This is a genomic window from Gordonia metallireducens (genome assembly GCF_021245825.1).
Classification (GTDB): domain Bacteria; phylum Actinomycetota; class Actinomycetes; order Mycobacteriales; family Mycobacteriaceae; genus Gordonia; species Gordonia namibiensis.
In genome coordinates, this window is the sequence record NZ_JAJQJP010000057.1 from 115,859 (window position 1) to 140,941 (window position 25,083).

The 25,083-nt window shown below is 67.3% G+C and carries 22 protein-coding genes and 5 tRNA genes; 10 read left to right on the forward strand and 17 right to left on the reverse strand.

From position 1 onward, the window contains the following. Nucleotides 1–9: 9 nt before the first annotated feature. Nucleotides 10–876, reverse strand: a complete 867-nt coding sequence (locus tag LQD00_RS21875; RefSeq protein ID WP_006866375.1) for a PP2C family protein-serine/threonine phosphatase — start codon at nucleotides 874–876, stop codon at nucleotides 10–12. Between the two features lie 902 nt (nucleotides 877–1,778). Here LQD00_RS21875 and LQD00_RS21880 point away from each other — a divergent pair. Then, on the forward strand, nucleotides 1,779–3,236 hold the full coding sequence (locus LQD00_RS21880) for an McrB family protein (protein ID WP_232719387.1): 1,458 nt from the start codon (nucleotides 1,779–1,781) through the stop codon (nucleotides 3,234–3,236). Nucleotides 3,237–3,241: 5 nt separating this feature from the next. Beyond that, entirely contained in the window at nucleotides 3,242–4,420 is a 1,179-nt protein-coding gene (locus tag LQD00_RS21885) for an McrC family protein (protein WP_232719388.1), read from the forward strand. A gap of 39 nt (nucleotides 4,421–4,459) precedes the next feature. Here LQD00_RS21885 and pdxS read toward each other — a convergent pair whose 3' ends face one another. From pdxS to LQD00_RS21930, 9 genes are all read right to left on the reverse strand, one after another. Beyond that, nucleotides 4,460–5,371 (reverse strand): pyridoxal 5'-phosphate synthase lyase subunit PdxS, encoded by a 912-nt coding sequence (pdxS, locus tag LQD00_RS21890; protein WP_006436347.1) that lies wholly within the window; start codon nucleotides 5,369–5,371, stop codon nucleotides 4,460–4,462. Nucleotides 5,372–5,484: 113 nt separating this feature from the next. Continuing rightward, on the reverse strand, nucleotides 5,485–5,973 hold the full coding sequence (locus LQD00_RS21895; protein WP_006866376.1) for a LemA family protein: 489 nt from the start codon (nucleotides 5,971–5,973) through the stop codon (nucleotides 5,485–5,487). Then, nucleotides 5,973–7,097, reverse strand: a complete 1,125-nt coding sequence (locus LQD00_RS21900; protein ID WP_232719389.1) for a glycosyltransferase family 4 protein — start codon at nucleotides 7,095–7,097, stop codon at nucleotides 5,973–5,975. The genes LQD00_RS21895 and LQD00_RS21900 overlap by 1 nt, the downstream gene beginning before the upstream one ends. After that, nucleotides 7,094–8,020: a phosphatidylinositol mannoside acyltransferase gene (locus tag LQD00_RS21905; RefSeq protein WP_232719390.1), complete on the reverse strand. Its 927-nt coding sequence runs from the start codon at nucleotides 8,018–8,020 to the stop codon at nucleotides 7,094–7,096. Before LQD00_RS21905 ends, LQD00_RS21900 begins: the two co-directional genes overlap by 4 nt. Further along, complete coding sequence (pgsA, locus tag LQD00_RS21910) at nucleotides 8,017–8,724, reverse strand: phosphatidylinositol phosphate synthase (protein WP_232719391.1); 708 nt, start codon at nucleotides 8,722–8,724, stop codon at nucleotides 8,017–8,019. The genes LQD00_RS21905 and pgsA overlap by 4 nt, the downstream gene beginning before the upstream one ends. A 15-nt stretch (nucleotides 8,725–8,739) precedes the next feature. Next, entirely contained in the window at nucleotides 8,740–9,288 is a 549-nt protein-coding gene (locus LQD00_RS21915; RefSeq protein ID WP_232719392.1) for an HIT family protein, read from the reverse strand. After that, complete coding sequence (thrS, locus tag LQD00_RS21920; protein WP_232719393.1) at nucleotides 9,281–11,356, reverse strand: threonine--tRNA ligase; 2,076 nt, start codon at nucleotides 11,354–11,356, stop codon at nucleotides 9,281–9,283. The genes LQD00_RS21915 and thrS overlap by 8 nt, the downstream gene beginning before the upstream one ends. 137 nt (nucleotides 11,357–11,493) lie before the next feature. Continuing rightward, nucleotides 11,494–11,916, reverse strand: a complete 423-nt coding sequence (locus LQD00_RS21925) for a TIGR02611 family protein (protein WP_232719394.1) — start codon at nucleotides 11,914–11,916, stop codon at nucleotides 11,494–11,496. 82 nt (nucleotides 11,917–11,998) lie between these two features. Continuing rightward, nucleotides 11,999–12,553, reverse strand: a complete 555-nt coding sequence (locus tag LQD00_RS21930) for a TetR/AcrR family transcriptional regulator (protein ID WP_232719395.1) — start codon at nucleotides 12,551–12,553, stop codon at nucleotides 11,999–12,001. Between the two features lie 127 nt (nucleotides 12,554–12,680). Here LQD00_RS21930 and LQD00_RS21935 point away from each other — a divergent pair, with 127 nt between their 5' ends. Continuing rightward, nucleotides 12,681–13,721 carry an aldo/keto reductase gene (locus LQD00_RS21935; protein ID WP_232719396.1) on the forward strand — a complete coding sequence of 347 codons (1,041 nt, stop codon included), beginning with the start codon at nucleotides 12,681–12,683 and terminating at the stop codon, nucleotides 13,719–13,721. Between the two features lie 15 nt (nucleotides 13,722–13,736). On the opposite strand, the gene LQD00_RS21940 is transcribed toward LQD00_RS21935, so the two are convergent. After that, the gene (locus LQD00_RS21940) at nucleotides 13,737–15,110 is read right to left on the reverse strand and encodes a glycosyltransferase 87 family protein (RefSeq protein ID WP_232719397.1); all 1,374 of its coding nucleotides are present in this window, start codon (nucleotides 15,108–15,110) and stop codon (nucleotides 13,737–13,739) included. Between the two features lie 136 nt (nucleotides 15,111–15,246). Further along, a tRNA-Val gene (locus LQD00_RS21945) sits at nucleotides 15,247–15,318 on the reverse strand. A gap of 253 nt (nucleotides 15,319–15,571) precedes the next feature. Here LQD00_RS21945 and LQD00_RS21950 point away from each other — a divergent pair. The 7 genes from LQD00_RS21950 to LQD00_RS21980 all read left to right on the forward strand — a co-directional run bounded on the left by LQD00_RS21950 (nucleotide 15,572) and on the right by LQD00_RS21980 (nucleotide 19,390). Beyond that, nucleotides 15,572–15,644: transfer RNA gene (locus LQD00_RS21950), tRNA-Gly, on the forward strand. Nucleotides 15,645–15,667: 23 nt separating this feature from the next. After that, nucleotides 15,668–15,741: transfer RNA gene (locus LQD00_RS21955), tRNA-Cys, on the forward strand. A gap of 24 nt (nucleotides 15,742–15,765) precedes the next feature. After that, nucleotides 15,766–15,840: transfer RNA gene (locus LQD00_RS21960), tRNA-Val, on the forward strand. A 73-nt stretch (nucleotides 15,841–15,913) separates the two neighbouring features. Then, nucleotides 15,914–15,986 (forward strand) — tRNA-Gly (locus LQD00_RS21965). Between the two features lie 160 nt (nucleotides 15,987–16,146). Beyond that, nucleotides 16,147–16,767, forward strand: coding sequence for a hypothetical protein (locus LQD00_RS21970; protein WP_232719398.1), 621 nt, complete (start codon nucleotides 16,147–16,149; stop codon nucleotides 16,765–16,767). Nucleotides 16,768–16,849: 82 nt separating this feature from the next. Then, nucleotides 16,850–17,728, forward strand: a complete 879-nt coding sequence (locus LQD00_RS21975) for an ABC transporter ATP-binding protein (protein WP_232719399.1) — start codon at nucleotides 16,850–16,852, stop codon at nucleotides 17,726–17,728. A gap of 18 nt (nucleotides 17,729–17,746) precedes the next feature. Further along, nucleotides 17,747–19,390, forward strand: coding sequence for an ABC transporter permease (locus LQD00_RS21980; RefSeq protein ID WP_232719400.1), 1,644 nt, complete (start codon nucleotides 17,747–17,749; stop codon nucleotides 19,388–19,390). A 16-nt stretch (nucleotides 19,391–19,406) separates the two neighbouring features. Here the strand turns inward: LQD00_RS21980 and LQD00_RS21985 are convergent, their stop codons facing one another. Genes LQD00_RS21985 through LQD00_RS22005 form a run of 5 tightly spaced genes read right to left on the reverse strand, consistent with a single transcriptional unit; the run spans nucleotide 19,407 to nucleotide 24,993 of the window. After that, a complete protein-coding gene (locus LQD00_RS21985; protein ID WP_232719401.1) occupies nucleotides 19,407–21,014 on the reverse strand; it encodes an AMP-binding protein in 1,608 nt (535 codons plus the stop codon). After that, nucleotides 21,011–22,120 (reverse strand): CaiB/BaiF CoA transferase family protein, encoded by a 1,110-nt coding sequence (locus LQD00_RS21990; protein ID WP_232719402.1) that lies wholly within the window; start codon nucleotides 22,118–22,120, stop codon nucleotides 21,011–21,013. The genes LQD00_RS21985 and LQD00_RS21990 overlap by 4 nt, the downstream gene beginning before the upstream one ends. Further along, nucleotides 22,117–22,755 (reverse strand): TetR/AcrR family transcriptional regulator, encoded by a 639-nt coding sequence (locus LQD00_RS21995; protein ID WP_232719403.1) that lies wholly within the window; start codon nucleotides 22,753–22,755, stop codon nucleotides 22,117–22,119. Before LQD00_RS21995 ends, LQD00_RS21990 begins: the two co-directional genes overlap by 4 nt. Continuing rightward, on the reverse strand, nucleotides 22,736–24,343 hold the full coding sequence (locus LQD00_RS22000) for a class I adenylate-forming enzyme family protein (RefSeq protein ID WP_269785327.1): 1,608 nt from the start codon (nucleotides 24,341–24,343) through the stop codon (nucleotides 22,736–22,738). The genes LQD00_RS21995 and LQD00_RS22000 overlap by 20 nt, the downstream gene beginning before the upstream one ends. An 11-nt stretch (nucleotides 24,344–24,354) precedes the next feature. After that, nucleotides 24,355–24,993: a nitroreductase family protein gene (locus tag LQD00_RS22005; RefSeq protein ID WP_232719405.1), complete on the reverse strand. Its 639-nt coding sequence runs from the start codon at nucleotides 24,991–24,993 to the stop codon at nucleotides 24,355–24,357. Nucleotides 24,994–25,083: the final 90 nt, after the last annotated feature.

Here is a 25,083-nt window from a genome sequence, read left to right on the forward strand (position 1 = left end):
TCACCTCGATCAGTTGGGGTCGGAGACCGTCGCCTCGTCGGTGGACTCCCCCTCGGCGGCGCCGTCGAGAGCAGGCATCGTCAGGGTCGGAACCGACTCGTGCACGGTCACCACGATGACGGTGACGTTGTCGTGGGCGCCGAGTGCGAGCGCCGCGTCGACGAGACGTTCGGCCGCCTCTTCGGAGCTCGACGCGTTGGCGAGGATGTCGCCGATCTCCTCGTCGGGCAGCTCACCGGTGAGCCCGTCGGTACAGAGGAGCAGGACATCGCCCGGGAAGGCCGGGGTGTTGAAGAAGTCCGGGACGGGATCGACCATCCCGGCACCGAGTGCACGGGTGATGACGTTGCGCCGCGGGTCGGTCCGCGCCTGTTCGGGCGTCAGGAAGCCCGCGTCGATGAATTCCTGGACCTGCGAGTGATCGGTGGTCAGCTGCTGCAGCGAACCGTTCTGGTATCGGTAGGTGCGCGAGTCGCCGATGTTGAGGACCAGCCAGTGCGGGCTCTGCTCGTGGGTGACCAGGACGGCGCCGGTGGCGGTGGTTCCCGCCCGACGGTCGGTCTCGGTATCGATCTGGCCGATGCGGCGCTGCGCCGCGACCAGCAGGTCGTCGAGCTGCACCTTGGTGGCGTTCAGTTCGCCGGCGCTCGTCGCCTCGGAGAGGGTGAGCAGTGCGGCCTCGCTGGCGAGTTCGCCGCTGTCGTGCCCGCCCATGCCGTCGGCGATGAGGTACATGCCGGGCAGTGCAAGTGCGGCATCCTCGTTGGTCTCGCGGACCCGGCCGACGTTGCACGCCGCCGACCACTCGAGCCGCAATTCACCCACGATGTGTGTGCCCGAGACCGAGGCATCCCGAACGATGGTCGCCGCATCCATGATCAGCAGATCCTACCGCCGGAACACCCCCGGCTCGCTACGCATGTCGACTGTTCGGTCTCGGCGTGTTGAACGGAGGGATACAAGTGGAGTGATCGGCTACGGCGTTCCTGAGGTCAGATCATAGATACCCTCTGCTGAACCAGGAGGTGTACGTGACTGACCCCGATAGATTACGAGCCGCCGAACAGGAATTCCGGCGGCGGTGGCACCGAGCCCACATCGAACGTTTCGAGTCCAGCGCCCATTCTGATCGAAAGGCCTGGCGGGAACGCCGCCTATCACCCCACGCGGCGGAGGCCCGGCAACTCCTCGACTCGTTCCGCCGGACTCGCGACCTCGCTACTTTTCAGGGAGCGACGGACCGATGGGTGCGCAGTTTCGAATCCGGGTACAGCGGCACAGCTGGTCAGATGATCATCAATCAGATCAAGAAGATGTCCCCTGACCAGGAAGTGGCTGCCTCAGTTCTGCTCGATGCACTCACCACGCCGGCCGACCTGCCAGACGCTACAAGGAAAATTCTTCTGCTCGCCGACCACATCCAAAACATCCGAATTGGCGCGCATCCGAGTCCGAAGCGGGCCCCTTTCGTGGCCTCCTACTTCTGGGGCTTGGCCAGTCCGAATGTCTGGCCGGTCGCGTGGCCCAATTCCACTGACTACCTGGCATTCGCTACCGGAGAGACAGATTTCGACGATCAAGGCCTCCGATATGCCGCTCTATACCGGTTCGCGATGGAGATCGACGGCGACCCGAACAGGTTCGAGCAAGTCGCGGCGTGGTGGGCGGACGAGCGACCGATATTTGCCGACGAAGTCCTTTGCGACCGAGCAAGATTGCGCGACGGTGCCAAGGAACGTGACGACGATCCCGAGTGGTACCGGCCGAACGCGAGAGCGATGGTCGCGGTAGCTCAACACATCGGTTCAGTCCTCCAGGGGCCGGTCAACGACGCGGCGGGCCGGAAACTGTCGAAGCTGCGCACCCGAACACCCGATGTGATGTGGGACGCCACCTGGCCGCGCGGAGATCTGTGGGTCGACTGGCGGGTTCCCAAGACTTATGGACTCGGTATACGCCTGTGGTTGAACGGATATGGACTCGGTGTCGGCCTGCGCCCATACCCCGACGGTGAGTCCGGTGCCACCGAACGCGCGATCGCGGCGATCGAGAGTCGGCCGCTGCCCGGTTACGAATTCCTCGCCGGCGGGCGCTCGAAGGCGGGACGAGACGTCGGATTCATCGGGGGCGGCTCAGGCGAGGTCTTCTATGGCCGTTGGTTCGATCGTGAGGCGGTAGCGGGGCTCGACCTGCGGGCAGAGATTCTGCGGACCGCTAGCCAGGTCGCGCCCCTGTTCGGCCTGTTCACCGACGTGTCAGAACCGTCCACCGTGCCGAAATCGGACCCGACTCCGCTCGAACCCGTCGTTCCGGACGATCCATTCGCCGACCTGGCGGATGAGCTGCTCGTCGAACGCGCTTTTCTCGACGACGTCGTCGCACTCCTCGAGGACAAGAAACAGGTGGTCTTCTACGGCCCGCCTGGCACGGGGAAGACATACTTCGCTCGCAAGCTGGCCGAGGCTCTAGTCGCCGAGCCCGAACGGCGGCCGGTGGTCCAGTTCCATCCGTCGACGTCCTACGAGGACTTCTTCGAGGGGTATCGACCCGAGACCAACGCCAACGGCGTCATGACCTACTCACTGGTCAGGGGTCCGCTGGCCGAGTTGGCGGAGAACGCGCACACCGAGCCCGATCGGCGGCACGTGATGATCATCGACGAGATCAACCGGGCGAATCTGCCCAAGGTGCTCGGAGAGCTTCTGTTCTTGTTCGAGTACCGAAACACCCCCGTCCGAACGCTGTACCGGTCGACGCCGTTCGAACTGTCGGAGAACGTCTGGTTCATCGGCACGATGAACACCGCTGACCGGTCGATCGCGCTGGTAGACGCGGCACTTCGGCGGCGCTTCCATTTCATTCCGTTCTTCCCCAACCACGGACCGATGGCCGGGCTGCTCGATCGCTGGCTCGACCGAGAGGCCGAGCCGGCGTGGGTGGGCGAGATCGTTGCCCAGGTCAACGACGAGCTGGAGAAGGAACTCGGTGGTCCCCATCTCCAGCTCGGTCCGAGCCACTTCATGAAGCACGGACTCGACCGCGAATCGATGCGCCGAATCTGGGAATACGACATCGAGCCGTTCATAGAGGACCAGTTCTTCGGTGATCCGACCCGCATCGATCGATTCCGATTCGAGTCGGTCTGGGCACGGTTCGCCGAAGTCGCGGCGGAGTCGATCACCGCCGACGCCGAGGCGCCGTCCGCCGATACCGCGGACCCCGTCGCAGAGAACTGACGAGGATGGCGAACCTCTCCGAGTACTCGACGATCACCATCGACCTATCGCGCGGTCAGGCCGAGTCGCTGCGTCGCACGGGGTTCGTCGACGTCGGTCCCGCGCCCGGCGGACATTGGGAGGTGACGGCTACCTCCTACGTCGGGTCGCTCGTCGTCGACGGAGTCGAACTGTTGGTGCGCCCGAAGATCAACGCGGAGAATCTCTTCCTACTACTCGAGCCCGGCTTGCCGCCCAGCGCCTGGCTGCGAGAGGCATATGAGTACGAAGCATCAGGCGACCTGCTGCCGTCGGTGATCGCGTTCTTCGCCCGAACCGTCGAGACCACGCTGGGGCGAGGCGTCCTGCGCGCCTACCACGGACGAGAAGAGGCTCTGGTCGCCCTGCGCGGCCGCCCCGACATCGTGGGCCAATTCAAGCGGGCCGGGATGCTGACCCCGGTAGCCTGCCGATACGACGACTTCTCCGAGGATGTGCTTGAGAACCGTGTGTTGCGAGCCGCCGTCCGTCTCGCGCTACGGGTACCGCGCGTCGACCCCGAGGACCGGCAACGACTGACGCGACAATTGGCGGCGCTCGACAACGTCGCGGACGTCTCTGTCCGGGCCGAAACCTTTGACTCCGTTCACATCACACGCCTGAACCAGCACTACTCCCCTGCGCTCGGACTTGCGCGACTCGTGCTGGCGAACCTCACGCTGTCCGATGCGCGGGGTTCGACGACGGCATCGTCGTTCATGGTCGACATGAACGACCTGTTCCAGCGATTCGTCACCGAGCGGTTGCGCCGAGAGCTCCGCGGACGGCTTGACGTCGTCGCGGAGCCTACTGTGCACCTCGGCGTGGGCCGGGAGGTGCCGATGCAGCCCGACCTCGTGTTCCGCTCGCCCGAGACAGGTGAAGTTCGATTTGTCGCGGACCTGAAGTACAAACTCGCTCACAACGCCCGCGGTTCGAGTGCCGATCACTACCAGTTGCTGGCCTACACAACTGCTCTGAATCTGCCCGATGGCATGCTCATTTATTGCCGGCGTCCCGACGAACGACGGCGCCGAACAGTCACCGTCCGCAATGCTGGCAAGAACCTGACGTTGACGGCGATCGATCTGTCAGGACGGCCGGACCAGGTCGAAGAGGAGATATCCCGACTCGCCGATGCCATCGCCGGGGGCGTCACCGCCTGAAGTCGGGCAGGACCGCATGCGCGGTCCTGCCCGAGTGCATCACCAGCCGCGCTCGGCCAGGCGGTGCGGCTGCGGGATGTCGTCGACGTTGATGCCGACCATCGCCTCGCCCAGTCCGCGCGAGACCTTGGCCAGCACGTCGGGGTCGTCGTGGAAGGTGGTGGCCTGCACGATGGCGGCCGCACGCTGAGCCGGGTTGCCGGACTTGAAGATCCCCGAACCCACGAACACACCCTCGGCGCCGAGCTGCATCATCATCGCTGCATCGGCCGGCGTGGCGATGCCGCCGGCGGTGAACAGGGTGACCGGCAGCTTGCCGGCCTCGGCGACCTCGACCACCAGGTCGTAGGGAGCCTGCAGTTCCTTTGCCGCCACGTACAACTCGTCCTTGGGCAGCGAGGTGAGGCGACGGATCTCATCGCGGATCTTGCGCATGTGGGTGGTGGCGTTGGACACGTCGCCGGTGCCGGCCTCGCCCTTGGAGCGGATCATCGCCGCACCCTCGGTGATCCGGCGCAGCGCCTCACCCAGGTTGGTCGCACCGCACACGAACGGCACGGTGAACGCCCACTTGTCGATGTGGTTGGAGTAGTCGGCCGGGGTCAGGACCTCGGACTCGTCGACGTAGTCCACGCCCAGGCTCTGCAGGATCTGCGCCTCGACGAAGTGACCGATGCGTGCCTTCGCCATGACCGGGATCGAGACGGCCGAGATGATGCCGTCGATCATGTCCGGATCGCTCATCCGCGAGACACCGCCCTGGGCGCGGATGTCGGCGGGAACGCGCTCGAGAGCCATCACGGCCACTGCGCCGGCGTCCTCGGCGATCTTCGCCTGCTCGGGGGTGACCACGTCCATGATCACGCCGCCCTTGAGCATTTCGGCCATTCCCCGCTTGACCCGGGCAGTGCCCTGTCCGACCTCGGGAACGGTCGCGCCGTTGTGACTCACTGATTTCTCCTCATGTCGCTGTCTCGGCGTGCCGCAGCCGATCCCCCTTCGGCGGACCCCGCGGCAGCGTGGGACCAGTCTAGGTCAGCCGGCGAAATGCCCTGGTACCAGGATCACTCGCCCTGGCCCGGTGTGACGCGTTCGATGATCTCGAAGTACGTCGGCGGCGACGCGTGGCCGCCCAGCCGCAACCACCGGACCAGTCGCCGTTCGGCGAGGGCTCGGGTGTCGCGTACCGCGTCGTTGTAGAACCGGCGGGCCATCATCACCCGCGTCTCGGCGTCGGCGAGCTCGATGACCAGCGCCGGAGACCGGCCGGAGGCGTCGGTGCGGGCCAGCGCCGACGACAGCGCGTTCTCGGCGTCTTCGCGTGCCTCGGGCGCTGCCCGTTCGGCGCGGTCGGCCAGTGCGGTCAGCTCGGAACCCGGCAGCTCCGCGGCGATGGCCCGCACGACGACGGCGCGCCGGTCGAGACCGGCGTAGAGGGACTGCCGGGCGAGGTCGACGCGCACGTTGAGGCGGTCGAGGCGATTGGCGGTGTGATAGGCCCAGCCGACGGCCAGCAGGACCGCGACGATCCCGAGGACGATCCAGGTCGCCATCAGTCCGACACCACCACCGGGCCGGCACCGACGGTCACGGTGTCGTAGACGCGGAGGATCTGGTCGGCCACGCGTGACCAGTCGTATTTGTCGGCGCGCACACGTCCCCGGGCGACGAGCTGCTCGCGCGCCTCGTCGTCGGAGAGCAGCGAGATGATGCCCGCCGCGAGCTGATCCGGCGAACCGGTGTCGACGAGCTTGCCCGCCCGGCCGTCGTCGAGGACGCGCCGGAAGGCGTTCAGCGAGCTGGCGATCACTGCGGCACCGGCGGCCATCGCCTCGACGAGGACGATGCCGAAGCTCTCGCCACCGAGGTTGGGGGCGCAGTAGACGTCGGCGGAGGCCAGGGCGCGCGCCTTGGTGGCGTCGTCGACCTGCCCCAGGAAGACGAGGTGGTCGGCGAGGGTTCCCGCACGCCGTCGCAGGGCGGCCTGGTTACCGCCGCCGACGACGAGCACGCGCACATCCGGGAACTTCTCCACCACGGACGGCAGCGCGCGCATCAGGATGTCGATGCCCTTGCGGGGTTCGTCGAAGCGGCCGAGGAACAGGATGGTGCCGCCGGGATGCGGGTAGCCGTCGAGCGGCTTGGCGTTGGCGAAGCCGGCGACGTTGATGCCGTTGGGGATCTCCACGGCATCGGAGCCCAGCGACTCCATCTGCCAGCGCCGGGCCAGTTCGGAGACCGCGATCTTGCCGGCGATACGTTCGTGGTAGGGGCGCAGGATGCCCTGGAAAGCGCTGAGCCACAGTGACTTCGACGTCGCGGTGTGGAAGGTCGTGACGATCGGGCCGGAGGCCACCATCAACGAGAGCATCGAGATCGACGGCGAGTTGGGTTCGTGGACGTGCAGGACGTCGAAACCGTTCTCGGCGATCCAACGACGCAGTCGCAGATAGCCTTTCGGGCTGAAGTTCACCCGCGACACCGACCCGTTGTACGGGATGGCCAGCGACGGCCCGGCACGCACGACGTACTCGGGCAGTTCGGTGCGGCGCGACGCCGGGGCGAGGACGCTGACCTCGTGACCGCGGTCGATGAAGACGTGTGCGAGTTCGGTGACGTGCGCCTGCACACCGCCGGGGACGTCGAACGAATAAGGGCAGATCATCCCGATTCTCATGCAGCTCCCCCGGTTCCGTTCATCCGTGCCTTCTGCCGATCGGTCCAGTCGGCTTCCCAGAGCGGTTGCAGCATGTGCCAGTCGGCGGGATGTGCGGCGATGTTCGCGGCGAACGCGTCGGCGAGCGCCTGGGTCGCGGCCTCCACACCGCCGGAGACGTCGATCTCCTCGCCGACGCTCATCGACGAGTAGGGCGCCTCCTCGAACCAGTGGTGGGCCGGGAACAGGGCCGCGCCGGTCTCGATCGCCAGCCGCGCCGATCCGGCCGGCATCCGGGTGCGTTCACCGAAGAAGGTGACCGGTACGCCATGGCGGGCGAGGTCGCGCTCCCCCAGCAGGCAGACGATCCCACCGGCCCGCAGACGGTCGGCGAGCACCCCGAACGGCGGCTGCTCACCACCGCTGAGCGGGAAGATCTCGAACCCCAGCGACTCGCGGTACTCGACGAACCGGTTGAACAGCGACTCCGGCTTGAGCCGTTCGGCGACCGTCGCGAACTTCCCGTAGTGCTGGACCAGCCAGACGCCGGCCATGTCCCAGTTACCGGTGTGCGGCAGGGCGAGCACCACGCCCTTACCCCGCGACACGGCGGCGTCGAGTCGGGCGTGGTCGGCCTCGGGCAGGTTCCCGGTCGACGCCACGGTCGCTCGGTCCTGGGCGGGCAACCGGAAGGCCTCGCACCAGTACCGCGCATAGGAACGCACCGCATCTGCGACCAACTCGTCGGGCACGTCGGCGGGGTCGGCGACCCCGATCACCCGGGCCAGGTTGCGGCGCAACTGTTCCGGACCGCCGTTGCGGCGTCCGGCGACTCCTGCGGCGCGGTCGAACACGGTGCGGGCGGCACGCTCCGGCGCGTACCGCACCGCCGCCCAGCCGGCCCGGTACCCCAGGTCGGCGGCGAGTGCGGCGAGGTCGGTCATCGTGACTCGGCGGGCGGGGTCGGGCCGTCGGTGTCGGCGGGGCCGGAATCGGCAGACGCGGAATCGGCGGACTCGGGTTCTGCCTTCAGCGGGATCAGGTCGCGCGCACCCGGCGAGTTCGAGATCGACCACATGCGCTGGCCGACGGTGATCACACTGCCGACGGCGAGCAGCCACATGGCCACGTGGACCGCCCACGGCAGGCCGAGGCCGGTGAGGCCGGTACCGACGAGCACGATGATGAGCCGGTCGGGGCGCTCGATGAGGCCGCCGTCGCCGTAGAGGCCGCTCGCCTCGGCGCGGGCCTTCGCGTACGAGATCACCTGCGAGGTGACCAGGCAGATCAGGGTCGCGATCAGGAGCAGGCGGTGGGGTTCGGTGACGGTGCACCACCACACGAGACCGGCGAAGATCGCGCCGTCGGCGATGCGGTCACAGGTGGCGTCGAGCACCGCGCCGAAGCGCGTCCCGCCGCCGCGGGCGCGGGCCATCGCACCGTCGAGCATGTCGAACATGACGAACAGCCAGATGACCAGGGTGCCCACGAACAGGTGCCCCATCGGGAACAGCGTGAGCGCGGCCGCCACGCTCGCCACGGTCCCGATCACGGTCATGCTGTCCGGCGTGAGGCCGGTGCGCAGCAGCGCCCGCCCCATCGGCAACGTCACCTTCGAGACCGACGCCCGACCCAGAATGCTCAGCATCCGCGAGCTCCCCCCTCAGTCATCGAGACGCTGCCACGCCTCGGCGAGCAGTCCCCGGGTGTCGCGCAGCAGCTGCGGCATCACCTTGGTCTCGCCGACGATGGTGATGAAGTTCGCGTCGCCCATCCAGCGGGGCACGATGTGCTGGTGCAGGTGCTCCGACAACGAGCCGCCGGCGGCATAGCCCAGGTTGAGTCCCACGTTGAAGGCATTCGGATTCGAGACCGCCTTGATCGTGCGGATCATCCGCTGGGTGAACGCCATCAGCTCGGACGACTCGGCGGGCGTCAGATCCTCGAGGTCGGCGACCTGGCGGTACGGGACCACCATCGTGTGCCCGGGGTTGTACGGGTACAGGTTGAGCACCGCGTACACCGACTCGCCGCGCGCGACGATCAGCCCGTCCTCGTCGGACATCGTCGGGATGTCGAGGAAGGGGTGGCCGGTCTTGGCCGCCGGCTGCGGGTCGGCGATGTAGGTCATCCGGTGCGGACTCCACAGCCGCTCCAGACGATCCCCGACCCCGACGCCCTCGTCGCGGATCTCGCCGCGTGCCTCAGTCATCGACGGCCCCCACGGTGCCGAGCTTCGCCTCCAGGAGTTCCTTGGTCGGCGACTCGTTGCGCCTGTTGCCCACCCAGTCGGTGATGGCCGCGATCGCGGCACCCACCGGGACACCGTTGATCTGCGAACCGTCGCGGAACCGGAAGCTCACGGCGTGCGCCTCGACGTCGCGTTCGCCGGCGAGCAGCATGAACGGCACCTTGCCGGTGGTGTGGTTGCGGATCTTCTTCTGCATGCGGTCGTCGGAATGGTCGACCTCGGCGCGGACACCGGCGGCACGCAGCGCGTCGACGACACCCTGCAGGTGATCGGCGAATGCGTCGGCGACCGGGATGCCCATCACCTGGACCGGCGACAGCCAGGCCGGGAAGGCGCCCGCATAGTGCTCGGTGAGCACGCCGAAGAACCGCTCGATGGACCCGAACAGGGCGCGGTGGATCATCACCGGGCGCTGCTTGGTGCCGTCGGGGCCGGTGTACTCCAGTTCGAAGCGCTCCGGCAGGTTGAAGTCGAGCTGGATCGTCGACATCTGCCAGGTGCGGCCGAGCGCATCCCTGGCCTGCACCGAGATCTTCGGTCCGTAGAACGCGGCGCCGCCCGGATCGGGCACGAGGTCGAGGCCCGAAGCCTCGGCGACCTCGGCGAGCGTGTTGGTCGCCTCTTCCCACACCTCGTCGGAGCCGACGAACTTCTTCGGGTCCTTGGTCGACAGTTCGAGGTAGAAGTCGTCGAGGCCGTAGTCCTTGAGCAGGCCCAGGACGAAGTTGAGGATCGACGTCAGCTCGTCGCGCATCTGCTCGCGGGTGCAGTAGATGTGCGCATCGTCCTGCGTCATGCCGCGCACCCGGGTGAGGCCGTGGATCACGCCGGACTTCTCGTAGCGATAGACCGATCCGAACTCGAACATCCGTAGCGGCAGTTCACGATACGAACGCCCGCGGCCACGGAAGATCAGGTTGTGCATCGGGCAGTTCATCGGCTTCAGGTAGTAATCCTGGCCGGGCTTGCGCACCTCGCCGTTCTCGTCGATGTCGGCGTCGACGTGCATGGGCGGGAACATCCCGTCGCGGTACCAGTCGAGGTGACCGGAGACCTCGTAGAGGTGTCCCTTGGTGATGTGCGGCGTGTTGACGAACTCATACCCCGCGGCGACGTGGCGTGCCCGTGAGTAGTCCTCCATCTCCTTGCGGATGATGCCGCCCTTGGGATGGAAGACCGGCAGGCCCGAGCCGAGTTCGTCGGGGAAGCTGAACAGGTCGAGTTCGGCGCCGAGCTTGCGGTGGTCGCGCTTCTCCGCCTCGGCGAGCAGCTCGAGATGGGTGTCGAGGGCCTCCGCGGACTCCCACGCGGTGCCGTACACGCGCTGGAGGTCGGCGTTGTCCTGGTCGCCGCGCCAGTAGGCGGCCGAGGAGCGGGTCAGCTTGAACGCGGCGATGTACTTGGTGGTCGGCACGTGCGGACCGCGGCACAGATCGCACCAGATGCGTTCGCCGGTACGCGGGTTGAGGTTGTCGTAGACGGACAGCTCGCCGCCGCCGACCTCCATCACCTCGGCGTCGTCGGCGGCGCCCTTGTCGTCGATCAGCTCGAGCTTGAACGGCTCGTTCGCCAACTCGGCGCGTGCCTCGTCCTTCGACTCGTAGACGCGGCGCGAGAAACGCTGACCGGACTTGATGATCTGCTTCATCTTCTTCTCGAGGGCCTTGAGATCCTCGGGCGTGAAGGGTTCGGCGACATCGAAGTCGTAGTAGAAGCCGTCCTTGATGGGCGGGCCGATGCCCAGCTTGGCGTCGGGGAACAGCTCCTGGACCGCCTGCGCGAGCACGTGCGCGCACGAGTGTCGGATGACGCTGCGTCCGGCCTCGGTGTTGGCCGCCACGGGCTCGACCTCGGCGTCCTCGGCGGGCGCCCAGGACAGGTCGCGCAGGTTGCCGGCGGCGTCGCGGACCACGACGATCGCCTCGGGACCCTTGTTGGGCAGGTCGTGGTCACGGAGTGCGGTGCCCGCGGTAGTTCCAGCCGGCACACGGATCGTGGCTGGGCTGGTCACCTGGACGTCGTCGGGCACGGGACGCTCCTCGTATAGTTTCGGACACGCGAAGTACGCGTCCGGGCGGACGTTTGCGACTCCGATGGTATCCGCGTGTCATCCCGACCGGCCGTACCCCTCCTCTCCCGGCGCGGGGCGCGGCCCGGGAAAGCCGATCAGGAGAAGATGGGGCTGGCGAGCCACTGATAGTCGAGGTTCACCCAGCCGGCCGCCGTGTGCAGTGCTCCCAGGAGCCAGAGCGTTCCCACGACGATGACGAAGGTGCCGATCCAGAACACCGATTGCACCGACCAGTGCCGCCGGCCGATCCACTCCATCCAGGCGTCGTACTTCGATCGGGCGAACTTGAGGAGCCGGTGAGCCCAGTCGAATTCCGACGCCAGGATCCCGAGGCCGAGGAAGACGATGAGCCAACCGGGCCCCGGGTACGGGATGGTGACGATGCCGCACAGCAACACGATCGTGCCGACGACGGCGACCGCGATGCGGTATACGCGATGCCAGCGCGGATTGGACCTCACCACGTACCGGCGATGACGCGCGCGGACCCGCAGGCGCTTCCACCACGACTCCGCCATGTTCCCCCTACATCGGACCCGTCAATGTCAAAAGTCGGGTCCAGGCTACCGAAGGCAGGCGTGTACGCCCGGGCACGCATTCCTACGCGCGGTACCGGAGCCCGTCCAGCAGCAGCGCGACCAGTCGGGTCGCGGTCTCGCTGTCGCTGCCGGGAAACGGGACACACAGGTTCGCGATCGCCCCGAGCAGGTCCAGCGGGGCGACTGCGACGTCCGCGCGAATCTCACCTGCGTTCGCCGCATTCTCCAGCAGCGCACCGAGCGCGGGCGCCGCGTGGGAATGGAAGTACTCCGGGAGGGACGAGTACGCGGGATCGCCCGAGTGCAGCGCGCTCGCGAGACCGCGTTTGGTCTGCAGGAACTCGCGGTACCTCTGCACCCACATCTCGAGGGCCTCCCCCGGCGCGTACTGCTCCGCGAGCGGACCCGCGGCGGCCACACACTCATCCAGTTCGTGACGGAAGACCGCGGCGACGAGGTCGGAGCGCAGCGGGAAGTGCCGGTACAGCGTCGCGGTTCCGACGCCGGCGCGTGCGGCGATCGACCGCACGCTGACATCCACTCCGTGAGCGGCGAACTCCTCTTTCGCCGCAGCCAGCAGGGCATCGACGTTGCGCTGGGCATCAGCACGGGGCATGGGCCTGTGTCCTCGCTGTCAGATCTCCGGGTTGATAAGTGGGACACTGTCCCATATCGTTAATCGGGACAACGTTCCACTTCTATCGTCGCACAGCATCCCACCGGGTGCGGACAAGGAGAGCGACATGCAGCACCGCACGTTGGGTCGAACCGGAATCCAGGTCAGCCCGTATGCACTGGGCGCGATGATGTTCGGCCAGGCCGGCAACCCCGACCACGCGGACTCGATCCGCATCATCCACAAGGCACTCGACGCCGGCATCAACGTCATCGACACGGCCGACATGTATTCCGGTGGCGAGTCGGAGGAAATCGTCGGCAAGGCCATCAAGGGGCGCCGCGACGACCTGGTCATCGCGACCAAGTTCGGCCTGCCGATGGGCGACGGCCCGAACCGGCGAGGCGGTTCCCGTCGATGGATCACGACCGCCGTCGAGAACTCCCTACGACGCCTGGGCACCGACCACATCGACCTCTATCAGATGCACCGCCCCGATCCGTCGACCGATCTCGGTGAGACCCTCTCCGCCCTCACCGATCTCGTCCGTGCCGGCAAGATCCGCGCCTTCGGCACCTCTGCCTTCCTCGCCTCCGACATGGTCGAAGCGCAGTGGTTGGCGCGCGAACGCGGCCTGGAGTCCCCGAGCACCGAGCAGCCGAACTACTCGATCCTCGACCGCGGGATCGAACGCGAGATCCTCCCCGTGGCAGAACAACACGGCATGGGGGTGCTGGTGTGGAGTCCCCTCGCCCAGGGGTTGCTCACCGGCCGCGTGCGCAAGGGCCAGCCCATCGACCTGCGACGGGCACAGCGGTTCACCCACCTCAGCGACGAACGCCGCATCGATGTCGTCGAACGGCTCATCTCGCTCGCCGAGCAGTCCGGCATCAAACTCACCCACCTGGCCATCGCCTTCACCATCGCCCATCCCGGCGTGACCTCGGCCATCCTCGGACCACGCACGATGGCCCACCTCGACGACTATCTCGCGGGTGCCGGCCTGGCGCTCGGCGACGACATCCTCGACGAGATCGACCGGATCGTCGAACCGGGCACCGATGTGGGACGACTCGACATGGCTTACGACCCGCCGGCACTCCACGATCCGGCACTTCGCCGACGCGCCGACGGCAATCGCGCCGCGTCTCCCGCGACGGCGGCCTGACGGACCACCGGCCCCTCAGGCGACCGCGACGACGTCCTCCGGGCCGAGCGACTCGTCAACGGGAGGTCGGCGATCCCGTTTCCGACGCCCGGCCAGCAGGGTCGCCACGACGGTCACTGCGAGCATCAACGGGTAACAGCCGGCGTAGAGGAGGACCAGTGCGTGGCCGACCGGGCCCGGGTCGGTTGCCCTCGGCATCATGAACAGCCCCAGCGAGATCGCGTGATCCGATGTCAGATACGGCCCGCTGTCCCACCAGTGCCGCCACCAGGTGAAGGTCAGCGCGACGACGCCGGCAGGCACGAGCCAGTACCACCAGGACCACCGCGAGCCGCCGTGACGCAGGGCGAGGTCGAAGGTCACCAGCAGCAACGGCACGCACCACACCCAGTGGTGCCCCCACGCGAACGGCGACACCGCACACATCGTCATCCCCACGATCGTCGCGGCCAGGAGCGCTTGCGACATCCGCCGGGCGACAACCGCGGCCCACAGACCGAGTACCGCGACCACCAGTGCCGCGGGGACCCACAACCACGACGGCGCCTCGAAGACCGGCCCACCCGGGCCGGGATGGGTGAACCGCCGGACATCGAGGTGCGCCAGCATCTGCGACCCGAATCCGCGGACCGACTGGTTGGCAGGCGAATCGGCACGGCCGATGCGGGCGGAGTCGAACAGGTGACGAGCCCAGTACGCCCGCGCATCCGACCCGATGACGAGAAACCCGATTGCAACCGTGCCACCGAAGGTGATGATCGCGGTGGCCGCCGCGCGCCACTGCCGGGTGAGGAGCAGGTAGATGACAGCGAACAGCGGCATCAGCTTGAGTCCGGCGGCGATCCCGATTGCGATCCCCCGCCACCGCGAGTCGGCGCGCAGGAACACCAGGTCGGTCAGGATCAGCCCCATGATCACGAGATTGACCTGGCCGAGCCAGATGGTGGTCCGCACGGGCTCGACTGCGGTCACCGCGACGGAGAACAGCACCGCGAACCCGGCCAGGCGGGCATCCCACCGGTAACCCAGGCTGCGCGTACCCAGCGCCACCACCGCGACGAGCACCGTGAAACCGATTGCCCACCAGACGATGTTGGCGACGCCGGCACCCAGGACGGCCAGCGGGACGAAAGCGATCGCCGCGAACGGCGGATACGTGAAGTGCAGGCGCCACAACACCGGCGCCTCGTAGAGGGGACGTGAGTCGAGCACGGTATCGGCACCCGCACGGTAGACGCGGACGTCGGTCGCATTCTCGAACAGCCCGTAGAACGGATTGGTGATCGGAAAAGCGGTGATGTGCCAGACGATCACGCCAAGCGCCGCGATCCCGGCCAGCACGAGCACCCACGTCGGGATGGGACGCGAGTGGACAGTCGGTGCCGGCACGCGGGCGAGATTACGCCCGAGCTGTGATCCAGGTCACGAGAAACGCCGGTGGGTTCACGAGTCGTTGCCGATTCGCATCGAAAAGCACCCAGCAAGCGAAAAGCCCCGCCGGAGTTCTCGGCGGGGCTTTCCTCGGTGGTCCCGGCTGGGATCGAACCAGCGACCTTCCCGGTGTGAACGGGACGCTCTTCCACTGAGCCACGGGACCGTGTCGGGCGCCTGAAGTCTGTGACAGGGGCGCCTGCGCACGAGCCAGAAGATTACACGGCTTGCCCAGAGTTCCCAAATCGCCGACGTGCTCCACGTCACAAACGTTTGATTCGGCGGCCTCCGGTAATCACACGCTGGGAATTCGCCGTTCCTCAGGCCTCTGACCTGCCGATTTGTAAAGTTCGGAATCGATCGCGTAAGTTTCTCTTCGCACCGCGAGCAGCAAGATCCACAAGATCGCTCGTGGGCATGCGGATGTAGCGCAGCTGGTAGCGCATCACCTTGCCAAGGTGAGGGTCGCGGGTTCGAATCCCGTCATCCGCTCGGCGCGAGTCGACCTCGCATCTGGTGGTGTGGCCGAGTGGTGAGGCAACGGCCTGCAAAGCCGTGTACACGGGTTCGATTCCCGTCGCCACCTCCACGCATCACAACTCAACACAGTCCCGCGCGATTAGCTCAGTGGGAGAGCGCTTCCCTGACACGGAAGAGGTCACAAGTTCAATCCTTGTATCGCGCACCACGAGAGAAGTCAGCCCCGGTCCCCGACCGGGGCTTTCTCTTGGCCACGCGAGCAGCGCCAACGCTCGCGACATGCGGATGTAGCGCAGCTGGTAGCGCATCACCTTGCCAAGGTGAGGGTCGCGGGTTCGAATCCCGTCATCCGCTCGCAAACGGAAAGCCCCGGTCCTGAGGACCGGGGCTTTTCTGTGCCTTCGGCGTGCCCACCGACGCCAAATCCGTGCCATGTGATCCAGATCTCGAATTCGGACATTTGACCCGTACCTAGCGTCCCGAACGGGTCGGGCTGGAAGGAACAGGTGAGGTAATGATCAAACGGGCAATGGTGACCGGGTTGGCGTCAGTCGCCGCCGCGGGACTCGCATTCTCCATCGCACCCGGTGTCGCGCAGGCAGCCGACAACGGTCAGCGAACGGGTCCCGTCCAGTTCTGGGCGGAGAACCTCGGCAACTGCAAGGTGAAGTTCACCCTGACGAACGAAACCAACATCACGTCCTACACGCTCGACTGGCGCATCGACGACGAGCCTCTGCGCGACGTCGACTACGCCGACTTCCAGGTCGGCCGGACCGGTGGGATGCACACGACCGTCGAGGACTACCCGAGGTGGCCGGATGACGAAGGCTCCATGGGTGCGAACGCCCCGGACAACATCTGGATGGTGAAAGACCGTCCCGTGTCGACCGTCAGTTACATCAAAGATCTGAAGAACCTCAACGACTCCCCCTACAACCCACCGCTGCCGAATCCGGAGGCCGCGACGCATGACGTCGCCTACCGAATGGTCCTCGGCCCGCCCGGAAATCTCGGTGACGGCGGCCCCGAGTGGCTCGGAGACCGCAACTGGCATCACGTGACCGTGACCGGCTGCGCCGGCGGTGGCGGCGGTGGCGGCGGCTCACTCGACGGCCTGTTCGGTTCCAGCTGAGTCAATCGCAAGGTTCGCGGGGCCGGAATCAGGTGACTTTCGGCCCCGCGATCGGGGCGCCCAGCGGTCTTAGTCTGGGAATGTGCCCGCGATCGAGATCCAGGAGCTGGCCAAGTCGTTCGGCCATGTCAGGGCCCTCGACGGGTTCGACCTGACCGTCGCCGGGGGCGAGGTCCACGGCTTCCTGGGACCCAACGGCGCGGGCAAGACCACCACCATCCGGGTTCTGCTCGGGTTGCTGCGAGGAGACTCGGGCGTTGTCCGCGTTCTGGGTCGAGATCCCTGGCGCGACAACGTGAATCTGCACGGACGGATCGCGTATGTGCCCGGCGAGGTGAATCTCTGGCCGGGTGTCACCGGCGGTGAGATCATCGATCTGCTGTGCAACCTCCGCGGAGACCGCGATCGACGTCGTCGTGACGAGTTGATCGAGCGTTTCGAACTCGACCCGCGCAAGAAGTCGCGCACCTACTCCAAGGGCAATCGGCAAAAGGTCGCGCTGATCGCGGCCCTGGCCTCCGATGCCGAACTCCTACTTCTCGACGAGCCGACCTCCGGCCTCGATCCGCTGAAAGAGGCCGAGTTCCAGCGGTGCATCGAGGACGAACGCCGCAGCGGGCGCACTGTTCTCCTGTCGAGTCACATCCTGGCCCAGGTCGAGGCGCTCTGCGACCGGGTCACCCTCATCCGCGCGGGCCGGACAGTGGACAGCGGGTCGTTGTCCGACCTGCGTCATCTCGGCCGCCTCGAGGTCAGTGCCGAGACCGCCCACGATCCCGCCGCCCTCGACGGCGTCCCGGGTGTACACGACCTGATCCGCGACGGACACCGCATCCGCTGCACCGTCGACGCCGCCGCCCTCGACACCGTGGTCCGCGAACTCGCCACCCTCGGCGTCCGCGATCTGGCCAGCGCCCCACCGACTCTGGAGGACATCTTCCTCCGACACTACGGCGACTGAGGTCTGCGGAGACTTCCGATGGCGGACATCGAGACGGTGCAGATCGCGGAGCCGACCTCGGCGAGAAGTGCCGGCCGGAGTGCCGACGCCACGGGTCTGTGCACACTCCTGAGGTTCTACCTCCGGCGCGAACGGGTCGCCCTCATCGCGTGGATCGGCGGAACCGCCGCGCTGGTGGGATTCCAGGCCGTCGCCAGTCAGAACCTCTACGACACCCCGGCGAAGCTCGCGGCGCTGCGCGAGACCATCGGCGGGAGTCCGGCGGTCATCGCGCTCAGCGGACCCGAAGAGCTGCTCGCCACCATCGGCGGCGAGGCGGTGTTCGAGATATTCGGCTATGCCGCAATCGTTCTCGGTCTCATGTCGATGTTCCTCGTGGGTCGCCACACCCGCACCGACGAAGAGAACGGACGCGCCGAACTCCTACGGTCGACGCGAGTCGGCCGCGATGCCCCGGTCGCCACAGCCCTCGCCCTCGCGACCGTCGCGAACCTCACCGCCGGCATCGCCGTCGCGGTCACCGCCACCGCCACCGGTCTTCCGCTCGGGGGCTCGTTCCTCTTCGGTGCGGCGCTGGCCGGGGTGGGTCTCACGTTCGCGACGCTCACCGCGCTCGCCGCCCAGATCTTCGAGAACCCGCGTAGCGTCTACGGATCCATCACCGCCATGCTCGGGTTGGCGTACGTCCTCCGCGCAGTGGGCGATGTGGGTAACGGGTTCGCGTCGTGGCTCTCCCCCATCGGCTGGGGCCAGCGCACATTCCCGTACGTCGACGACACCTGGTGGCCGCTTCTGATGCCGCTCGTGGCGTCTCTGCTCACCGCCGCAGTGGCGGTGGCCGTCTCCGAACACCGCGACTTCGGCGCGGGGATCTTCGGCAACCGCGCCGGGCGCGCGGAGGCGTCATGGCTCCTGACCTCGACGACGGGACTCGCCTGGCGGCTGCACCGCGGGTCGACAGTCGCATGGGCCACCGGGGTTTTCGTGCTGTCGGCGGCATACGGATCGTTCGGGAACGCGATCACCGACTTCATCGAGGACAACCCGCAGATCGCGGAGTTCCTGCCCGGCGGCGCCGAAGACGCCGTGGACGCGTACCTCGCGCTGACCCTCACGATCGCCGCTCTTCTGTCAGCCGGGTACGGCGTCAACAGCGCGTTGCGGGCCCGACGCGAGGAGACCGCCGAACTGGCCGAGTCGGTCGTGGCAGCGAACACCAACCGGCTGTCCTGGTTCGGCGGTCACGTCGCGATGGCACTCGGCGGCACTGCGATCGTCCTGGCCGCGGGTGCGATCGGCGAGGGTCTCACCTACGGATTGACCGTCGACGATCTCGAGCAGGTCCCGCGTCTGCTCGCCGCGGCGACGGTGTACGTCCCCGCGGTGTGGTTGATCGTCTCGGTCGCAGTGGCCTGCGTCGGTTCACTACCCAGGGCCACCGCGGCCATCGCCTGGACGTACTTCGCGTACTGCCTGGTCGCCGAGATCCTCGCCGAATCGTTCGACCTGCCGGAGTGGACGCGCGCGGCGTCACCGTTCCAGCATCTCCCGCAGGCCCCGCTCGACGCCGTGACGGCGGGTGGCATCCTCACCGTCACGGCTCTCGCCGCTGTCGCGCCGGCGGTCGGCTTCGTCGGACTGGCCCGTCGCGACCTGGGGTAGACGCTGCTCCGGCCTCCTACTTGCGCAGGTCCTTGCGGAGAATCTTGCCCGACGCCGACTTCGGGATCGCATCGATGAACTCCACCGCACGAACCTTCTTGTGCGGGGCCACCTTCGACGCCACGAACTCCATCACCTCGTCCTCGGTCAGCTCGGCCTCGGGCTGCTTGACGACGAACGCCTTGGGGATCTCCTCCCCCGACTCCGCATCGATCACACCGATGACCGCCGAGTCGGCGATCTTGTCGTGGGTCAGCAGCAACGCCTCCAACTCCGCCGGCGGCACCTGGTAGCCCTTGTACTTGATGAGCTCCTTGAGGCGGTCGACGATGTAGACACAACCGGTCGGGTCGACCTGCGCCATGTCGCCGGTGTGCAGAAAGCCGTCGGCGTCGATGGTGTCGGCGGTCGCCTGCTCGTTGTTGAGGTAGCCGAGCATCACGTTCGGCCCCTTCACCCACAGCTCACCCGGCTCCGAGAGCCCTTCCTGCGGAAGCGAGATGTCCTCACCGGTGGCGGGATCGACGACCTTGTTCACCGTGTTCGGCACCGGCCAGCCCGTCGACGACAACGGCGGGTCCTCACGTCCCAGCGTGGCCTGGGTGTCGAACGGGATGATGTGCGACACCGGGGACAGTTCACTCATGCCGTAGCCCTGCAGCATGTGCAGATCCAGCCGCTTGGCGACGGCCTGACCGAGCTCGTCGTCGAGCGGCGCCGCACCCGACATCATCGTGTGCAGCGAGGACAGGTCATAGTTGTCCACGATCGGATGCTTGGCCAGCGCCACCGCGACCGGCGGCGCGATGTAGGCCATCGTCACCTTGTGGTTCTGGATGTTCTCCAGGAACTCCACCAGGTCGAACTTCGGCATCACGACCAGCGACGACCGGTTGAACAGCGCCGCGTTCAGCAACACGGTCATGCCGTAGATGTGGAAGAACGGCAGCACCGCGATCACCACGTCGTCGGCGGTCATGCCCTGCAACGGCTTCAGCTGGGCGACGTTGGCGACCAGATTGCGGTGCGAGAGTGCGACCCCCTTCGGGTTGCCGGTCGTACCCGAGCTGTAAGGCAGGACGGCGACATGGCTGGCCGGATGGAAGGACACCTGCGGCGCGGGCAATCCCGCGCCGAGCACGTCGGCGGCATTCGGGTGACCCGAGGCGTCCTGCCCCTCACCGTCGAGCACGACGAGGCTCGCGTCGTCCAGTCCGACCTCGGCGACGGCGGCCTTCGCCTGGGCGGCCATCGGCGAGATCGTGACCAGCATCGTGGCGCCGGAATCCCGCAACTGCTTGGCGATCTCGGGCGCGGTGAACAGCGCGTTGATCGTCGTCGCGGTGGCTCCGGCACGCAGGATGCCGTGGAAGACCGAGGCGAACGCCGGGATGTTGGGCGAGAGGATGCCGACGACGTCACCCACCCCGATCCCCCGCGACGTCAGCCAGCCGGCGACCGCGTCGATCTGGGCGATCAGCTCTCGATAGGACGTCACCGCACCGGATTTCGGGTCCACCAGGGCGGTGCGTGCGAGCTCGTCGTCGGCGATCGAGCCGAACAGGAACTCGTGGACGCTGACCTCGGGGATCTCGACGTCGGGGAACGGGCTGGGGAAACTCACGACACCTCCACAGGTGAATCGGTCGACCATTGATCGAGAATCTGCGTCAGGTCCACGGTCGAGGATCCTGACGGCGTGGGCAGGACGGTTCGAGAGAACCGTGGGGCGGGTGCGGGCTGTACGGCGTCGTCGACGGTGACGTAGCTGCCGCGTTGCCGCGCAACGGGATCGGCGGCCGCTTCGTCGAAGTCGAGTACCGGGGTGAGACACGCGTCGACGCCGGTGAACTCGTCGGCCCACTCGTCGCGGCTGCGCGTGGCGAACCGGGCGGCGAGGGCGGCGGAGATGACCGGCCAGTGCGCGCGATCCCAGCGGTGGGGAAGGTCGCCGAGTCCGAGGGTCCCGATCAGGTTGCGCCAGAACTTCTCCTCGAGCGCGCCGACGGCGACGAACCGGCCGTCCGCGCACTCGTACGTCGCGTAGAAGGGTGCGGAACCGTCGAGGAGGTTGCCCTCCGACCGGGACACCCAGCGGCCGGCCGCTTTCCACGACCACTGCAGCTGCGCGAGCAGACCGGCGCCGTCGACCATCGCTGCGTCGACGACCTGTCCGCGACCGGTGCGCGACCGGTCGTGGAGCGCGGCCAGCACGCCGACCACGAGCAGCATCGATCCCCCGCCGAAATCGCCGGCCAGGGACAGCGGCGGAACCGGTGGCGCTCCGGCCGGGCCCATCGCCTCGAGCACACCGGTCACGGCCAGATAATTGATGTCGTGGCCGGCAAGCATCGCGCGGTCACCGTCCTGACCCCACCCGGTCATGCGGGCATACACGAGTTCCGGTGCGCCGTCACAGATCTCGGGTCCGAGGCCGAGACGCTCCATCACGCCCGGCCGGAAACCCTCGATGAGGATGTCGGCGCGCCGGATCATCTCGCGGATACGATTCAGGTCGGCGGGGTCCTTGAGGTCGGCGTCGACGCTGCGTCGGGACCGGTAGAGCCCGGCGTCCGCCTCGACGATGCCGTCGGGGCCCGGGGCCTCGGGGCCGGGGCGTCGGATCCGGACGACGTCGGCGCCGAGGTCGGCGAGCATCATCGCGGCGTGCGGTGTCGGACCCAGGCCCGGCATCTCGACCACGCGCACGCCGGCGAGCGGACCGGTCACGAATCCGCCTGGTGGTGAAGCACGCCACGGATCGTGAAATCGACGTAGTCGGAGACCAACTGTTCGACGTCGTGCTCGTCGCGCAGCCACCAGCTGATGCCGTTCATCAGGTCGAGCACGGCGATGGCGGACCGGTGGGCGTCACGGGCCTCGAAGACGCCCATCCGGGCGCCCGCCTCGATGACGTCGCGGATGCGCCGCTGGTAGTACTTGCGGTAATCGGTGACCACCCGCCGGTGTTCCGGCGTCAGCGCCGACAGCTCCCGCAGCGCGACAAGGTGTTCCACCCGGTAGCGCGCGAGCCTGCGGATGTGCGCCTCGACCAGGCCGGTGAGGCGCTGGACGGGGCCACCGTCACCGTCGAGCACCAGCAGGTCCTGCTGCGGGTCCTCGGTCATCCGCAACGCGATGGCGTAGAGGATTTCCTCTTTCGAGTGGAAGTGGTTGTAGAGACTCGCGCCTCGCATGCCGACGGCCTCGGCGATGTCGCGCATTCCCGCGTTGGCGTAACCGTGTTCGGCGAAATACCGAGCGGCGGCCTCCACGATCTCGTCGCGACGGGTGCGCGGACGCTCCTCCGTCACCACGGGTTTCGCGGCGGTGTCGGCGGCGTCGTCAGCCCTGAGGGGTTCCATACGTTCTCCTCAACTCACGTTTGAGCAGCTTGCCCTGGGCGTCGGTCGGCAGTTCGTCGACGACGTGCACCGACTTGGGGACCTTGTACGACGCCAGGTCGGTGCGGCAGTACTCGCGAATGTCCTCCGCGGACACCGAGCTACCCGCACGCACCACGACGAAACCGGTGACGGCCTCGGACCAGTACGGATCCGGGAGGCCGACAACCGCGGCCCGCTCGACGTCGGGATGCGCCTGCAGTACACGCTCGACCTCCTGGGAGGCGACGTTGTATCCACCGGTCTTGATCATGTCCTTGCGCCGGTCGCGGAAGAACATGTTGCCCTCGTCGTCGATGCGCACGATGTCGCCGGTGTGCACCCAGCCACCCTCGAGGACCTGGGCGGTCTTCTCCGGGTCCTTGAAGTAACCGAGCATGACCGACGGTGTGCGACAGAGGAGTTCGCCCTCCTCGGCCTCGTTGCCATCGGCGTCGACCACACGGACCTCGAGGTGGCCGACCGGCTTGCCGATCCAGGTCGGGTCCTGGTTGGGGACGTCCTCGAGGCGCTTGAACCATCCGACCGAGCCGAGCTGGGTGAGCTCGGACTGGCCCCAGTAGGTGCCCCACACCGAATCCGGTGTGGCGGTGGCCCAGGCGTCGACGGCGTGCGGGGACACCTGACCGCCGTAGGTGAGGCAGCGACGCACGGTGCCGACGGTGTCGGGCCCGAAGTCGGGGTGATTGGCCAGGGCGATGAAGAACGTCGGGGTCTGGGCGAGCACCGAGATCTTCTCGTCGCGGATCATCCGCAACGACGTCGCCGGGTCGACCGCCGCCGGCAGCACGAGCGTGGCGCCGAGCAGGGTCAGCGAGGTCAGTGATCCGATACCCGCGATCGTGTGGAACGGCATGACGTACAGCCAGACGTCGTCGTTCAGACACCGCAGACCCCAGGTGTACGCGGGTGCGGTGGAGATCAGGTAGTTGCGGTGCGCGATCTCGACGCCCTTGGGGGTCGACTCGGTGCCGCTGGTGTACACGATCATCGCCAGGTCGTGTTCGTCGACGTCGGAGTCGGGTTCGGCGTCGTCGGCCCGTCCGACCAGCTCGTCGAAGGAGTTCCACGAGTCCGATGCGGGCTCCCCGACGACGAGCACCGAGATGCCGAGACTGTCGGCGATCGGGCCTGCCAGGGGTGCCAGGTCGCGTTCGACGACGAGGACCGCGGGCTCGAGATGACCGAGCTGCTGGGCGACCTCCTTCTCGCGGAACAGAGGGCTGACCCCGGAGTACGCAGCGCCGACCTTCAATGCGCCGTAGTACGACGCCACGGTCTCGACGCGATTGCGGCTCATCACCGCGACCCGGCCGCCGCGCCGGACGCCGAGGTCGACGAGCACGTGCGCGACCCGGTTGGCCATGCGGTTGAGGTCGCCGTAACTGGTCGACGTGCGGCCGCCGGCGGCGTCGTAGGCGATGATCGCGGGCTTGTTGCCCTGCGACCGCGAGAGCCTGCGCAGCTGGTCACCGATCGTCGCGCGCCCCAACGGCGACGTCTGGTTCTCCGTGAGTCTGCGGTCGGTGAGATGTCCTTCTGCGGTCATGGCGGGGGCGCTCACGCGAACATCCGATTGTCGAAGCGGTCGAGGAAGGCGATCTCCTCGACGGGGCTGCGGGTGAGCTTGCGCGGGAAGCCGTTCTGCGGGTAGCCGACCGCGATGTGTGCCGCGGTGATGAATCCGTCGGGGATGCCGAGCAGGTCCTTGACCTCGTTCTCCGCTGCGCACAACAGAGTCGTGAGTGCGGTGGCGACACCCTGCTGACGCAGTGCGAGGGTCAGGTTCTGCACGCTCGGGTAGATCGACGCGCCGCCGACGACGCTGAGTCGGCCGAGTTCGTGATCGGTGGGATGCAGTCCCTCCGCGTCGGCGCACACCACCACGAGCGCGGGCACCTCGGCGAGGTGGTGAGCAAAGTAGTTGGCGCTCTCGATGGTCTTCGGGACGGCGCCCACCTTCTTGGAACCCTCGAGGATCGAGTTGTAGTACGGCTCCCAGAAGGGCAGGTAGAGGTCGGCGAGCGCCTTCTTGGTGACGTCGTCACGGACGACGACCCAGCGGACCGGCTGCCGGTTCCCGCCCTGCGGACCGAAGCGCGCGTCGTCGAACGCCCGGTAGAACACCTCGCCCTCGACGGGCTTGTCGCTGAAGTAGCGGCACGTGCCGGTAGTGCGCATTGCCTCGCTGAGTTCCATGTCAACCTCCGTGATCACTAACCGTTGTTAGTATGACTGGGGACACAGTTCCACACGAGATCGCGGCCGTCAAGCATCAAAAATCGACAC

Coding starts and splice junctions, on each gene's coding strand:
- LQD00_RS21935 (WP_232719396.1), top strand. CDS start 12,681: ATGCAGCACCGCACGTTGGGTCGAACCGGAATCCAGGTCAGCCCGTAT.
- LQD00_RS21895 (WP_006866376.1), bottom strand. CDS start 5,973: ATGGCGACCTGGATCGTCCTCGGGATCGTCGCGGTCCTGCTGGCCGTC.
- LQD00_RS21925 (WP_232719394.1), bottom strand. CDS start 11,916: ATGGCGGAGTCGTGGTGGAAGCGCCTGCGGGTCCGCGCGCGTCATCGC.
- LQD00_RS21970 (WP_232719398.1), top strand. CDS start 16,147: ATGATCAAACGGGCAATGGTGACCGGGTTGGCGTCAGTCGCCGCCGCG.
- LQD00_RS21900 (WP_232719389.1), bottom strand. CDS start 7,097: ATGAGAATCGGGATGATCTGCCCTTATTCGTTCGACGTCCCCGGCGGT.
- LQD00_RS21995 (WP_232719403.1), bottom strand. CDS start 22,755: ATGGAACCCCTCAGGGCTGACGACGCCGCCGACACCGCCGCGAAACCC.
- pgsA (WP_232719391.1), bottom strand. CDS start 8,724: ATGCTGAGCATTCTGGGTCGGGCGTCGGTCTCGAAGGTGACGTTGCCG.
- LQD00_RS22000 (WP_269785327.1), bottom strand. CDS start 24,343: ATGACCGCAGAAGGACATCTCACCGACCGCAGACTCACGGAGAACCAG.
- LQD00_RS22005 (WP_232719405.1), bottom strand. CDS start 24,993: ATGGAACTCAGCGAGGCAATGCGCACTACCGGCACGTGCCGCTACTTC.
- LQD00_RS21885 (WP_232719388.1), top strand. CDS start 3,242: ATGGCGAACCTCTCCGAGTACTCGACGATCACCATCGACCTATCGCGC.
- LQD00_RS21905 (WP_232719390.1), bottom strand. CDS start 8,020: ATGACCGACCTCGCCGCACTCGCCGCCGACCTGGGGTACCGGGCCGGC.
- LQD00_RS21930 (WP_232719395.1), bottom strand. CDS start 12,553: ATGCCCCGTGCTGATGCCCAGCGCAACGTCGATGCCCTGCTGGCTGCG.
- LQD00_RS21880 (WP_232719387.1), top strand. CDS start 1,779: ATGGTCGCGGTAGCTCAACACATCGGTTCAGTCCTCCAGGGGCCGGTC.
- LQD00_RS21980 (WP_232719400.1), top strand. CDS start 17,747: ATGGCGGACATCGAGACGGTGCAGATCGCGGAGCCGACCTCGGCGAGA.
- LQD00_RS21915 (WP_232719392.1), bottom strand. CDS start 9,288: ATGACTGAGGCACGCGGCGAGATCCGCGACGAGGGCGTCGGGGTCGGG.
- LQD00_RS21875 (WP_006866375.1), bottom strand. CDS start 876: ATGGATGCGGCGACCATCGTTCGGGATGCCTCGGTCTCGGGCACACAC.